10 protein-coding genes, 3 tRNA genes and 1 pseudogene are annotated in these 12,739 nt (G+C 74.3%); 8 read left to right on the plus strand and 6 right to left on the minus strand.

Features of this window, described 5'->3' with window-relative positions:
- The 3 genes from ABD330_RS10675 to ABD330_RS10685 form a co-directional block, all read right to left on the minus strand.
- Positions 1–1,778 (minus strand): DEAD/DEAH box helicase (locus ABD330_RS10675; protein ID WP_344463354.1); only part of this gene is annotated, 1,778 nt, incomplete at its 3' end.
- Between the two features lie 193 nt (positions 1,779–1,971).
- Positions 1,972–2,547 carry a hypothetical protein gene (locus ABD330_RS10680; RefSeq protein ID WP_344463356.1) on the minus strand — a complete coding sequence of 192 codons (576 nt, stop codon included), beginning with the start codon at positions 2,545–2,547 and terminating at the stop codon, positions 1,972–1,974.
- A 250-nt stretch (positions 2,548–2,797) separates the two neighbouring features.
- Entirely contained in the window at positions 2,798–3,154 is a 357-nt protein-coding gene (locus tag ABD330_RS10685; RefSeq protein ID WP_344463358.1) for a DUF190 domain-containing protein, read from the minus strand.
- 107 nt (positions 3,155–3,261) lie between these two features.
- Here ABD330_RS10685 and ABD330_RS10690 point away from each other — a divergent pair, with 107 nt between their 5' ends.
- From ABD330_RS10690 to ABD330_RS10725, 8 genes and pseudogenes are all read left to right on the plus strand, one after another.
- Positions 3,262–3,603: a metallopeptidase family protein gene (locus ABD330_RS10690; protein ID WP_344463482.1), complete on the plus strand. Its 342-nt coding sequence runs from the start codon at positions 3,262–3,264 to the stop codon at positions 3,601–3,603.
- A 199-nt stretch (positions 3,604–3,802) separates the two neighbouring features.
- Positions 3,803–3,875: transfer RNA gene (locus ABD330_RS10695), tRNA-Glu, on the plus strand.
- A gap of 69 nt (positions 3,876–3,944) precedes the next feature.
- A tRNA-Asp gene (locus ABD330_RS10700) sits at positions 3,945–4,018 on the plus strand.
- Positions 4,019–4,045: 27 nt separating this feature from the next.
- Positions 4,046–4,119: transfer RNA gene (locus ABD330_RS10705), tRNA-Phe, on the plus strand.
- Positions 4,120–4,683: 564 nt separating this feature from the next.
- Positions 4,684–4,851: pseudogene (locus ABD330_RS10710) on the plus strand (DUF302 domain-containing protein); the annotation flags it as partial.
- A 340-nt stretch (positions 4,852–5,191) separates the two neighbouring features.
- Positions 5,192–5,506, plus strand: coding sequence for a hypothetical protein (locus ABD330_RS10715; RefSeq protein ID WP_344463360.1), 315 nt, complete (start codon positions 5,192–5,194; stop codon positions 5,504–5,506).
- 245 nt (positions 5,507–5,751) lie between these two features.
- Entirely contained in the window at positions 5,752–6,423 is a 672-nt protein-coding gene (locus ABD330_RS10720; protein ID WP_344463362.1) for a hypothetical protein, read from the plus strand.
- Positions 6,424–7,143: 720 nt separating this feature from the next.
- Positions 7,144–9,402, plus strand: coding sequence for an AfsR/SARP family transcriptional regulator (locus ABD330_RS10725; protein ID WP_344463364.1), 2,259 nt, complete (start codon positions 7,144–7,146; stop codon positions 9,400–9,402).
- Positions 9,403–9,494: 92 nt separating this feature from the next.
- Here ABD330_RS10725 and ABD330_RS10730 read toward each other — a convergent pair whose 3' ends face one another.
- The 3 genes from ABD330_RS10730 to ABD330_RS10740 form a co-directional block, all read right to left on the minus strand.
- The gene (locus ABD330_RS10730; protein WP_344463366.1) at positions 9,495–10,580 is read right to left on the minus strand and encodes a glycosyltransferase family 2 protein; all 1,086 of its coding nucleotides are present in this window, start codon (positions 10,578–10,580) and stop codon (positions 9,495–9,497) included.
- A gap of 189 nt (positions 10,581–10,769) precedes the next feature.
- Positions 10,770–11,582, minus strand: a complete 813-nt coding sequence (locus ABD330_RS10735; RefSeq protein WP_344463368.1) for a sirohydrochlorin chelatase — start codon at positions 11,580–11,582, stop codon at positions 10,770–10,772.
- Positions 11,579–12,703, minus strand: a complete 1,125-nt coding sequence (locus tag ABD330_RS10740; protein WP_344463370.1) for a uroporphyrinogen-III synthase — start codon at positions 12,701–12,703, stop codon at positions 11,579–11,581. Before ABD330_RS10740 ends, ABD330_RS10735 begins: the two co-directional genes overlap by 4 nt.
- Positions 12,704–12,739 lie beyond the last annotated feature (36 nt).

Below are 12,739 nucleotides of genomic sequence, written 5' to 3' on the forward strand. Positions count from 1 at the left end.
CGGTCGTCGCGGTTGAAACCGCCACCCTGCGGACGCCCACCACGGTCATCGCGGTTGCCGTAACCACCACTGGCACCGCCACGGTTGTCGCGGTCGCCGTAGGAGGGGCGCTCGGTGCGCGCCTCGCGGTAGGCCGGGGTGCGCTCGGCCTCGAAGGCCGGGGCGGTCGGCTCGGTCACGGCCTCGGCCGAACCGGCCTCCGCCGCGTCGCCCGAGGTCTCGGCCGGGGCCTCGTCCTCGATGCCCAGCTCGGCACGCTCACGGGCGGCGCGGGCCGCGAGGCGGTCGGCCTCCTCGCGCAGCTCGGTGGCGCGGCGCTGCGCGCGCTCCAGCTGCTTGGTCATGTCGGCGATCTCACGCTCGGCGGCACCGGCGATGCCGGCGGCGCTCTCGGCCTGGACCTCGATCAGCGAGCGGGCGCCGGTGATCCGGGCCACCTCGGGGTCGAAGGCGTGGTCGAGGATGTGACGGCCGGCGTCGACGCCCGCGTCCTCCATCAGGCGGAAGACGCCGCGGCGCTGGTGCGGCAGCACCAGGGTGACGACGGTGCCGGAGCGGCCGGCGCGGGCGGTACGGCCCGAGCGGTGCAGGTAGTCCTTGTGGTCACCGGCCGGGTCGACGTTCAGGACCAGGTCGATGCCGTCCACGTGGATGCCACGCGCGGCGACGTCGGTCGCGACGACGACGTTGACGTAGCCGTCCTTGAAGTCGCCCAGCACCCGGGTGCGGGCGCCCTGGGTCATGCCGCCGTGCAGCGCGTCGGCCTTCACGCCGGCCTCGATGAGCTGCTCGGCGACGCGGTCGGCGCCCATCTGGGTGCGGACGAAGATGATCGTCCGGCCCTTGCGGGCGGCGATCGCGTTGGTGATCGGCGCCTTGTCCTTGGGCTTCACCACGAGGATGTGGTGGCTCATGGTGGTGACGGCGCCCTGGGCCGCGTCGACCTCGTGGGTGACCGGGTTGGTCAGGTAGCGCTTGACCAGGCCGTCGATCTCGTTCTCCAGCGTGGCGGAGAAGAGCAGGCGCTGACCGTCGGTCGGCACCTGGTCGAGGATCTCGGTGACCTCGGGCAGGAAGCCCATGTCGGCCATCTGGTCGGCCTCGTCGAGGACGGTGATCTGGACGTCCGCGAGCTTGGCGGTGCCACGGTTGATCAGGTCACGCAGGCGGCCGGGGGTGGCGACGAGGACGTCGACACCGCGCTCCAGCGCGTAGATCTGGTTGGACATCGAGGTGCCGCCGCAGACGACCTTGAGCTTGAGGCCGAGCACCGAGCCGAACGGCTCCAGCGCGTCGGCGACCTGCATGGCCAGCTCGCGGGTCGGGACCAGGATCAGGCCGCGGGGGTGCTTGGGCTTGGTGCGCTCACCCTGTGCGAGGCGGGTGAGCAGCGGGAGGCCGAAGCTCAGGGTCTTGCCGGAGCCGGTACGGCCACGGCCCAGCACGTCCTTGCCGGCCAGGGCGTCCGGGATGGTCGCGGCCTGGATCGGGAAGGGGGTGGTGACGCCCTTCTTGGCGAGGCAGCGCACGACGTCGTCGTGCAGGCCCAGGTCGCCGAAGGTGATGGTCGGCTCGGCGGGCTCGACGTCCTCGTCCGCCTCGAAGGCGTCGTCGGCGTCGACCGCGTCGTCAGCGGCGTCGAAGGAGTCGGTGGGGTCGATCAGTTCGGCACTCTCGACGGCCTCAGCGGCGGCGTCGGTGGTGTCGAGGGTGGTCGGGACATCGGCGTCCGAACCGCTCGCGGGCATGGCGAAGCGGTCGTCGTCAACGAGAGACATGCAAAACCTTCCGGAAGTGGCACGCGCCTAAGTCCGGGGTTCTGTTACACAACCGCCTCTATGCGGTCAGCCACGGATCGCCGGAACGCGCCAAGGGCGCCAAGGGAAAAGGGCGCCAGACAAATGAATCATACGAACGATCTACCACCATAGGCGAACCTAGGGATCAAAGGCAAATCTGCTGGCCAGGCCATTAATGACCAGCCGCTCCCCCCGAGGGTACTGCCGATCCGGCGCTACTGGGAGAGGGAGCCGGTGCGGCCGACCCGGAGGGGGCCGCCGAAGCACTGGGGGCGGCGCTCGCCGAGGGCTCCGCGGAGGCGGACGGGCTGGCGGCCGGGGAGCCGGGGGCGGCGTGCGAGGCGGACGGGTGCGCGACCGCACTGGCGCTCGGCACGGGCGGCTGCGCGCCGGGCACCCCGCCGGCCACGGGCGGGGTCGCCCCGGGGCCGGCGGCGGGAACGGCCGGAGCGGAGCCGCTGGGCGCGGCGGCCTCCGAGGCGCCGGCGGAGGCGCCCGGGGCCGAGGTCGAGCGCTCCTGGCGCTGACCGCCACCGCCGTGCCCGCCGCCGGGCGCGGCCCCGGCGGTCCGGCCGATCACCCCGCCCTGCCCGACCGGCTGGATGGCGGGCTGCTGGTCGGAGGAGCTCGCCCCGACCGACATGCAGCCCGCCAGGCCCACCCCGGCCAGCGCCAGCAGCACCCCGCCGGCCACCCGCGCCCGCGCCCGGCCCCGCAGCCGGGGCCCGCCCTCCGCACGGGTCTGCACCGCCGGGACCGAACGAGTCGTACGAACCGCCATCACGCGCGCTACCTCTCCTGCCCGCCCCGCCAGGGACGGCCGCCACCGGCAGACCGAGCGGCGCACGCTGGTCCCACGGAGCCGCTTTCGGTGCCCAACGCGCGGGTGGCACCCCCGGACACGGGCGACGGCCCGCCAATCGGCCCACCGCCGCCACCCGGGGGCCGCTCGGAGGCCCGCTGCTCGGAGCCGCCCTGAGCCACTAGGCGCCCCGCCGCTACCGGCCGGGCTCCGGCGGCCGGGGGCGGTAGACCTCGCACGCGTCGAGGACGACCAGACCCTCGCCCTCGGCCCCGACCAACTCGTCCAGCTGCGGCAGGAACGCCCGGACCCGCTCGGCGGCGTCCACGATCACCACCGACACCGGCAGGTCCCCGCTCAGCGAGAGCAGCCGCACGGTGTGGACGGGCGAGGAACCGCCGTACCCCTCGATCCCCCGGAAGACGCTCGCCCCGGCGAGGCCGGCGGCGTGGGCCCGGTGCACGATCTCGGAGTAGAGCGGCCGGTGCCGCCAGGTGTCGTTCTCGCCGACGAGGACCGTCAGCCGCAGCGCACCGCCCGTCAACCTGGTCATGTCACTCTCCGACTGCTCCGACCGTCCGAGAACCCGCACTCCAGTGAATCACCGGAGCCGATCACCTGGCATACCGTCACCCGGCACCCGACAATGGGGCGGTGGACATGACCCGGGACGAGTTCGAAACGCTGGTCGCCGACGCCCTCGACCAGATCCCCCCGCAGCTCGCGGCCATGATGGACAACGTCGCGGTCTTCGTCGAGGACGAACCGGCCCCGGAGGACCCCGAACTGCTCGGCCTGTACGAGGGCACACCGCTCACCGAGCGCGGCGAGTGGTACGCCGGGGTCCTGCCCGACCGGATCATCATCTACATGGGCCCGACCCTCCGGCACTGCACCGGCTACGAGGAGACCGTCGCGGAGGTCCGGACCACCGTGATCCACGAGGTGGCCCACCACTTCGGCTTCGACGACCACGAGCTGCACGATCTCGGCTGGTCCTGACCGCCGACCACCACCGGGGCCCGCCACCGCTGGCCGCCGAGGGCCAGACGCGGACCCGGTGCGAGCCCGACGCGGGGCCCGCATCGGGCCGCCGTGCAGGCCGCCGCCCGCACGGCCGAAACCGTTTTGGCGTTCCCACCCCACATCCCATATGCTTCTCACGTCCCCGACCGCTGGAAGCCAGCCGGGCGGGCCGCAAGCCCTCATCGTCTAGTGGCCCAGGACGTCGCCCTTTCAAGGCGGTAGCACGGGTTCGAATCCCGTTGGGGGCACGGCAGTAAAGTCTTTACCTGTAGTAAAGTCAGCGTCGCAAGATGCTGAGGCGGATAAGATCCGCACGAGGTCCTGTGGAGCAGTTGGTTAGCTCGCCACCCTGTCAAGGTGGAGGTCGCGGGTTCAAGTCCCGTCAGGATCGCTCGCCTCGCAAGAGGCGGTGCAGTACGGCCAGGTAGCTCAGTTGGTACGAGCGCCCGCCTGAAAAGCGGGAGGTCGCCGGTTCGACCCCGGCCCTGGCCACAGCTGCTGAACAGCGAAAATCCCCCGGTGAGATCGCTCATCGGGGGATTTTTCATTCCCCCGTGCACCAACCGGTACGCCGAGGCCTGGGCGAGCCGGTCGCTCAGCTGCCCCGAGGGTCTCCCGCCATTTCCGTTGATCGCCGCCAAGACCGCCGCCCCAGCCGGGTTCGGCTCGGGAGCGGCGGCCTGGAGGTCGTCGGCGTTCAGGCAAGGCGGAGGTGAAGAAGAAGACCGGTACCCAGCCGTCCAGGGAGCCCTGCGGGGTGCAGCCGAGGAGCCCGGCGGTGGCGAGCAGGTTGGTGGTGGTCCCGAGCAGGGCGACCAGCGGTTCCTGGGGGGCGAGCATCAGCAGGGCGAAGCCGAGCGTGAGGATGACGCAGACCAGCGGGGTCCTGGTGTCGAGGGCGGCCTGTAGGTCGAGGTTCTCCACGGCGGCGCCGCCGACCATGGCACGGGCGGGCAGGTGGTCGCGCAGTTCGGCGACGGTGGCCTTGAGGGCGGGGTCGGAGGGGTCGGTACCGGGGACGGCCTGGATCAGGGTGTAGCCGGAGTGGTCGGCGGCGGCCTGCTCCTGCCGTGCAACGTCGTCGTGCGGCGCGACGGTGACCACACCCTCGTCCAGGCCCTCGACCCACAGGCCATGGTCGCCCTCACCGGCCTGCCCGAGCTCCAGTCCGTGGCCGACGAGGCCGCCGCCCGCCTGGGCGCCGCTCTGGCTTCACTCGCCTGAGCCCGGCCGACCCCGCCGCAGGCCCCGGGCTCCGGACGCCGGATCGGCCTCACCTCGGGCGGCCCCGTCGCACCCTCACAGGGAGGTGCCGGCCGGGCCGGGCAAGTGACCGCCGTCGGCGGAGTGTCGACTCCATCATGCCTGATCAGGGGTCATGGCGGTAGGACGGAGAGCACCCGTCTTCGCCCTTGTCCCCGCACCCCGGCGGCCCGCAGACTCAACGTCATCCACTTCCCCGGCTCACGTGCCGGCACCCGCCCTCGGGAGCCGGCACGTACGTCGTGCTGCCCCGCCGCCGGCGGGCGGCCCCGGGCGGAAGTGACCGGACGAGGGGGCAACGATGGATCAGGACACCGTACTTCGGGCCAAGGTGAAGCTGCTCGGCACCAATCGGCGGGTGCTGCGCGGGCCGGATGCGCTGTGGGTATACCGGGTACTGACCCAGGTCAGCCCGGAGGTCTACGGGTCGAAGCTCGCCTACGTGCTGGTGGAGGCCAGCCGCTCGCACGGGCTTCGCGAACTCCCGGGCCATCGCCGTGAGTTGCTGGAGGAGGCGGTGGCCGTGGCCGGGGCCCTGGACGCCGTGAACCCGTTCCGCGCCATGGTGCTCGCCCGAGCGGTCGAGGCCCTGCGGCAGGAGTCGAGCACTCCGTAGCGTCCCCGGCGCCCCGAGCGTCCCCGGCAACCGAGTACGGCCGGGGACGCCGGGCCGGGCCGGGCCACGCGGGACCGGACCGGGCCGGGCCGGGCCACCGGCCGGTCGCGGCGCGGGCCCGCACCTCCCGCACCTCCCGCAAAAGTCATGGCGCGTTCCACCGGATGCCCGCCCAGCGAGCCGGATCACCACGGGTGGTCGACACTGCGTCAGGGGGGCACCCAACTCGCCCTGGAGGACCTGTCGTGAGACTTCGAACGAGCCTTGCCTGCACCGTCGCCGCCCTCAGCTTCGCCGCCATGGCCGGCGGCGGGGCCGGTGCGGCCCAAGCCGCCGCACCCCGGACGGCCCTGGCCCCGGTCGGCTCGGCCGTCCCGGCCGGGGCCGGGCTGCGGGCGTCGGCGGTGCGCGCGCAACTCACCCTGGCGCAGCTCACGGACAAGGTCCTGGCGCAGGTGAAGGCGCAGTACCCGACGGTGACCACGCTCATGCTGGCGAGCGGCGAAGCTCCCGGCGGCCCCACCACCGACATGGCGCAGGTCACCCAGTGGGAGTTCGTCGTCAACAACACCGCCCAGGGACCGGTCGGCAGCGTGGACGTCGAGGCCGACCTCGGCGGCACGGTCTCCGGCATCACCACGCACGCTCAGCGGTGGGGCGGGGTCCTGCCAATCACCCTGCCGATCACGATGGACCCGACCGAGGCCTACGGCATCGTGGCGACGGCCGGGCACCCCGGCCCCTACCAGTTCGTCGCGCTGGTCAAGCCACTGGTGGCCGGTCCGCACCTGCAGTACCACTTCTCCAACGTCCGCGGCGGCAACCAGGGTTACTCCGTCAACACGGACGAGCCCCACACGGTCTCCCCCATCGGCGGCGGTGCCACCCTCGGCGCACCCGAGCCGCCGGAGTGCTGACGCAGCACTGACACGTGCATTCGCTCCGGAGTTCGACATCGGAACCGTACCTCCGGACCTCGTCAGGCTGGCAAGCGCATTTTCATGGATGTGACCTGGGTCACATTTCGACGTATTGGCCCTTCTACTCGCCCGCTCTTTCGGGCGAGTAGAGGACGAGGGGAAGGCGAATAGAACAACCGGGCAGGATGGTCTTCGTGCCGAGAAAACCCGGTGCACCGTTCACGGGGGATGTGGCAGTGCACCGGGGCGGCATCCCCGCCGTACCGTGCACCGGCGAGGTACACCGCGCCCGCCGGCCGGTGCACCCGCCGCTCTCACGGAGCGCGGGCGGCCGCCGGCCGGACGGTTGCGGCGGAGGTGACCGCGCCCGGCGCCGGAGCGGGCGGACCACCCGGGCCGGTGAGCGCCGCGGCCCGGGCGTGTTTCCCCGCCGTTGCCCTTACTGCCGCCCGGCCCGGCCACCCGCGTCACCGCGGACGGCCCCGCGGCCACGCCGCGCCCACCTGCCGGGTGGCCGGCCGAGCCGGGAACGGACGGGCCCCGGAGAAGCCGGGTCAGGCGGAGAAGGAACCCCGGGAGGCCGAGCCCGGAGAAGATCCGTTAGCAGTGTGTTAGCCGCCCATGGGGCCGGTCCGAAAGGATCGGATCCGGCGGGATGAAGTCCTCGCAACCGGACAAACCTCCTCGCCCGGCAACGCTGTACCAATGGGGGCTCCCTTGCATTACGGAATTCTCGGTTCACTGGAAATCCACTCCGACGGACGGCTCGTCGACGTGGTCCGCCCACGGCGGCGGGCGGTACTCGCCTTCCTCCTCCTGCACGCCAACCGCCGGGTGGGGACCGACCAACTGGTCGACGCCCTCTGGGCGGAGGCGGCGCCGCGGACCGCCCGGGCGCAGGTGCACTCGGCCGTCTCGGCGCTGCGCGGCGGACTGCCCGCGGTGATCGCCGAACGGCTCTCCTCGGAGCCGGCCGGCTACCGGCTGAGCGTCGAGGAGGAGGAACTCGACGCGACGGCCTTCAGCAGCCGGCTCGCCGCGGCGCGGGAGCTGGTCGACCGCGACGAGCGGGACGGTGCGGTGCTGCTGCTCCGGGAGGCCCTCGGCATGTGGCGCGGGGTGGCGCTGGACGGGGTGGACGCTCCGTTCGCGGAGCCGGCCCGCGTCCGGCTGGAGGAAGAACGCTTCGTCGCCTACGAGTTGCTGGCCGACCTGGAGATGCTGGCCGGGCGGCACCTGGAGCTGGTGCCCGACCTGACCGCGCTCCTGAACAGGTACCCGGCCCGCGAGTCGATCACCGAACGGCTGGCCATGGCGCTCTACCGGAGCGGGCGCCAGGCCGACGCACTGAGCGTGCTCCGCGGGTCGCGCGAGGTGCTGGCCGAGGAGTACGGGCTGGACCCGGGGCCCGGCCTGGCCGATCTGGAACTGGCCGTGCTGCGCGGTGAACCCGGGCTGTGGGTCCCGCCGCACCGGCCGGCCGCCGTACTGACGGCACCCGTCGGCCACCGGGCACCGACCGCCGCCCGGCCGGCCGACGCGGCACCCGCCACCACGCCCGCAGCCGACGCACCGCCGGCCGACGCCGGGCGGCAGAGCCCCCGGCCGGCCCAGGTCCCCGGGCCGACGGCCGGGTTCGTGGGCCGGGGGCGCGAGCTGGCCGCACTCGACCGGCTGCTCGACCCCGGACCCGATGCGGCGCGGATCGCCGTGCTCAGCGGACCGGCCGGCTCGGGCAAGACCTCGCTGGCCCTGCGCTGGGCCCACGGCAACGCCGACGCCTTCCCCGACGGCGAGCTCTTCGTCGATCTGCACGGGTACGACGCGGCGGACCCGGAGCTCCCCGGCCGGGTGCTGGAGCGGTTCCTCCTCGCCCTCGGCGTCCCCGGCGCCCGGATCCCGGCCGATCTCGCGCAGCGCGAGGACCTGTACCGGTCCTGCACGGCCGGCCTGCGGGTGCTGGTGGTGCTCGACAACGCCCAGGACTACCAGCAGATCCGTCCGCTGCTGCCGGGGTCGGCGCTCTGCCGCACCCTGGTGACCAGCCGGAGCAGGCTGAGCAGGCTGGTGGCCGGGACCGGCGCCGCCGCCGTCCCGCTCACCGTGTTGACGCCCGAGGAGTCGGTCGAGGTCATCGGCCGGATCGCCGGCGCCGAGCGGGTCGCGGCAGCACCGGACGCGGCTCGCGAGCTGGCCCGGCTGTGCGGCGGCCTGCCGCTGGCCCTGCGCATCGCGGCGGCCCGGCTGGCCGCCGAGCCCAGTACCCCGCTCGCCCGGCTCGCCGCCGAACTCGCGCCGGAGGAGGACCGGTTGGCCGGGCTGGAGCTGCCTGGCGACGACCGCACCCTGTCCGGGTCGCTCGACCACACGCTCCGGCGGCTGACCGCCGAGCAGGCCCGGCTGCTGCACCTGCTCAGCCTCCACCCCGGCCCGGGCCTGTGCCTGGCGGCGGCCGGGGCACTGGCCGGGGCGCTGACCGGGGCGCCGGAGGCCTCGTCCGCGCTCCGACTGCGCCGGTCACTGCGGGCGCTGGAGGAGATCCACCTGCTGGACCAGGTCGCCGAGGACCGGTTCGCGATGCACGAGCTGGTGCGGCTGCACGTCCGCCGGTCCGGCGGGCTCCCGCCGTCCGAGCGGGCGCCCGCGCTCGACCGGATGTCCGACTGGTACGTCCGGCGGGCGGGCGCGGCGACCCGGCTGCTCGGCCCGGGGGCCGTGGAGCCGGAGGCCGTGGAGCCGGGTACCGCGGAGCCGGGGGCCGAGGCGGCTCCCTTCGAGAACCCGGCGCAGGCGGCGGTCTGGTTCGAGCGGGAGACGGCGAACCTGACCACGCTGATCCAGCTGGCGGCCACCCGGGGCGACCACCAGGTGGTCGGCCGGCTGTCCTCCGCCGTGTCGGCCTACCTGATGCGAAGCCACCACCCGGACGTCTTCACCACCGCCGAGGTGCTGGCCGGAGGCCTGGCAGCCGTCTGACCGGCCCGTCCGGCGGCGACACCGTCCGGCAGCGGCCGTGCTCAGCCGCCGGACGCGGTCGGCCGCCGGACGTCGTCAGTCGCCGGACGTGGTCAGCCGCCGGCCGGTGCGGTCTTGCCCGGCGCCTGCTGGGCGGCCGCGCCCCGGGCGGTGCCGCGCAGCAGTTGGCGGCGGTTGCGGACGACCCGGTGCACCCGCTGCAGCGCGACGAAGGCGTCCATCCGGTTCGCCAGGGTCAGCCGGTACTTCAGCCGGAGCTGGGAGTTCAGGGCGCCGATCTGCTCGGGGCCGATCGCGCGGAGCAGCCGGCCGACGTGCTGCCGGTAGGCCTCGCGGTACGCCCGGTCGCCGTCCGGCACCGACCAGAAGAACATCGGGATCTCCTCGACGAGGCTGTTCTCGTCGTACGAGCGGAGGTACTCGCGGAACTTCGGCTCCGGGCGGGCGAGCAGCCACTCGCGGACCAGCTCCATCGACCTGACCCGGTCGACCAGGCCCCTGGGGTCGGTCTTGCGCTGGGTGATCGACACCTCGCCGTCCTCGCGCACCCGCCAGTGGTAGACCGGCTCGGAGAGCACGTCCACGCTGGTGGCCAGGAAGTGGTGCGGCACGCTGACCGGCGCGTCCTCGTACAGGATGCCCTCGGGGTAGTGCACGCCCGCCGCCTCGAAGAAGCTGCGGCGGTAGACCTTGTTCCAGGCGGTGCGGTCGGTGACCAGGGACGGGATCTCGGTCACGTGGGTCTTGAGCCGGGTCTCCCGGAACGGCTTGCGGTGGGCGTGCGACGGGGAGTACCCGGACGTGCGCAGCCGCAGCGCGTTGCCGGTGGCGAAGTCCGACCCGGTCTCGTCCAGGGTGCGGATCATCAGCTCGTACGCGCCGGGCGGCAGGGTGTCGTCGCTGTCCACGAAGGCCAGGTACTCGGAGTCCGGGCCGAGGTGCCGGCAGCCGGTGTTGCGGGCCGCCCCGAGGCCCTTGTTCTCCTGCCGGACCAGCCGGAAGCGCGGGTCCCCCGCGGCGAACGCCTCGGCTATCGCCGCGCTGCCGTCGGTCGATCCGTCGTCGACCATGACGCACTCGAACGCGCCGAAGGTCTGGGCGGCGATCGAGTCGAGGCACTCCTGGAGGTAGCGCTCGACGTTGTAGACCGGGACGACGACGGAGAGGCGGGAGGCCATCGGCTGCGCTTCCTTTCGATCAGGGGAGCACGAACGGTCCGGATTCGATCACCGGGGATGAGCGGGGCCAAGTGTGCGGGCCCGAGGCTGCCGCCGGGGAAACGGGAGGTGTCCACGAGGTGCCGGCCGGCTGTGCCCGGGCCCATCCTTCCAGCGCTCCCCCTGGTACGCCTAGGGAACCGGTGAATCTCATGATCCGGAGCGGACGGCGCACGCCTCGTCGTAGCGGCGCGCGGTCAGCCGGGCGACCGCGTCGTGGTCGCCGAGCGGTGCGGCGGACCAGCGGGCGCCGGCCGCCTCGGCGCGGCGGGCGAAGTGGCCGGGGCCGAGCAGGTATCCGGCCAGCGCGACGCGCCGGTGGCCGGCCGCGCGCAGCTCCGCGACGGCCTGGGCCGGGGTCGGGCCCGCCGCGCACAGGAAGGCCGGGACGACCGGCTGCCGGGCCGCCAGCCGACGGGTCAGCAGCCGGGCCATCGCCGCGGTGTCGGCGTTGGCGGCCGGGTCGGTAGAGCCGGCCGCCGCGAGCACCACCGGGCCGTCGCCCGGCCGCCAGCCGGTCCGGGCCAGCCGGTCCGCGAGGGCGTCGGCGAGCAGCGGGTCGGGCCCGAGCGCGCGGGCGAGCCGGGCCCGCAGGTGGGGCGCGCCGGCCAGCGCCGCCGGGATGTCCACCCGGACGTGGTACCCGGCGCCCAGCAGCAGCGGCACCAGCACCACGTCGCCGGTCAGCCCGGCGAGCGCCTCGGGCAGCGAGGGACGGACGAGGTCGAGGAAGCAGCACTCGACCCGCAGCTCGGGGCGCAGCGCCCGGACCCGGTCGAGCAGCGCCCGGGTCGCGGCGACGCCCTGCGCGTCGCGGGTGCCGTGCGCGACGGCCAGCAGCGTGGGCGCGGCACCCGGCGTGGTCGCGGCACCCGGCGTGGTCGCGGCACCCGGCGTGGGAACAGCCGGCAGCGCGGGGCCGGCCGCCGGCGTGGGGGCGGCCGCCCCCGTCCCGGCGGTCATCCGGCCGCCAGCCGGTAGCCGCGCTTGGGGACGGTACGGATCAGGTCCCCGTGCGGGCCGAGGACCGCCCGCAGCCGCGCCACCGCCGCCTCCACCGCGTGCTCGTCCGCGCCCGAGTCGGCCCAGACCCGGCGCAGCAGCTCGGCCCGGCTCAGCACCCGGCCGGGCTGCTCGGCCAGTGCCCGGAGCAGCGACGCGCCCTTGGGTGAGAGCCAGTAGCTCTCGGCGTCGACCAGCAGGGCGTTGCCCTGGAGCACCAGTACCCGCCCGGACAGGGTCAGCTGCCGTCTGGAACGGGTGGGGAGCACCTCGGTCAGGGTCCGGACCAGTGCGCCGAGCCGGCCGCGCTCGGGCCAGATCACCGGCAGGCCGACCTCGGTGAAGGGCCGCGCGCAGACCGGGCCGACGCAGACCGGCAGCACGTCCCCGCGCAGGGCGTCCAGCGTGGCGGGCAGCAGGCCCGCCGCGGCCGCCGTCTCCAGAAAGGCGGTGATCGCCGGGGCGCTGGTGAAGGTCAGCGCGTGCACCTCGCGGCGTACGGTCTGCTCCACCAGCTTCAGCAGCGCCGCCGGGTCCTCCGGCGGGGCCCAGTGGTAGACCGGCACGGAGATCACCTCGGCGCCGCGCTCGCGCAGGGCCGCCGCGAAGGCGTCCAGTGGTACGCCGTGCTCCTGGACGGCGATCCGGCGGCCGGCCAGCGGGCGGGCCAGCAGCCAGGTGAGCAGTTCGTCGGTGGCCTCGGAGCCGGGCGAGAAGCCCTCGTCGAGTCCGCTGGCCCGGACCGCGCCGGTCGCCTTGGGGCCCCGGGTGAGCACCACCGCGCTCCGGCAGGCCTCGGCGAGCGCCGCGCCCCGGCCCCAGCCGTCGGCCGCGCTCATCCAGCCGCGCCAGCCGACACCGGTGGTGGCGACGACGTAGTCCAGCGGGGCGGTCAGGCACGCCTCGGTGGCCCGGCGCAGCGCGATGTCGTCCTCCAGCGGCATGATGCGCAGCGCCGGCGCCTCGACCACCCGGGCGCCGCGCCGGCTGAGCAGGGCGACCATCTCGTCGCGGCGGCGCGCGGCGGTGACCCCGATCGTGAAACCGGTCAGCGGGCCCTGGTGCTCGGTGGTGGTTCTCATAACCCGCAGGGTCCGGGGGCCAGGTTTCGGCGGCGT

The organism is Kitasatospora kazusensis (assembly GCF_039529945.1).
Classification (GTDB): domain Bacteria; phylum Actinomycetota; class Actinomycetes; order Streptomycetales; family Streptomycetaceae; genus Kitasatospora; species Kitasatospora kazusensis.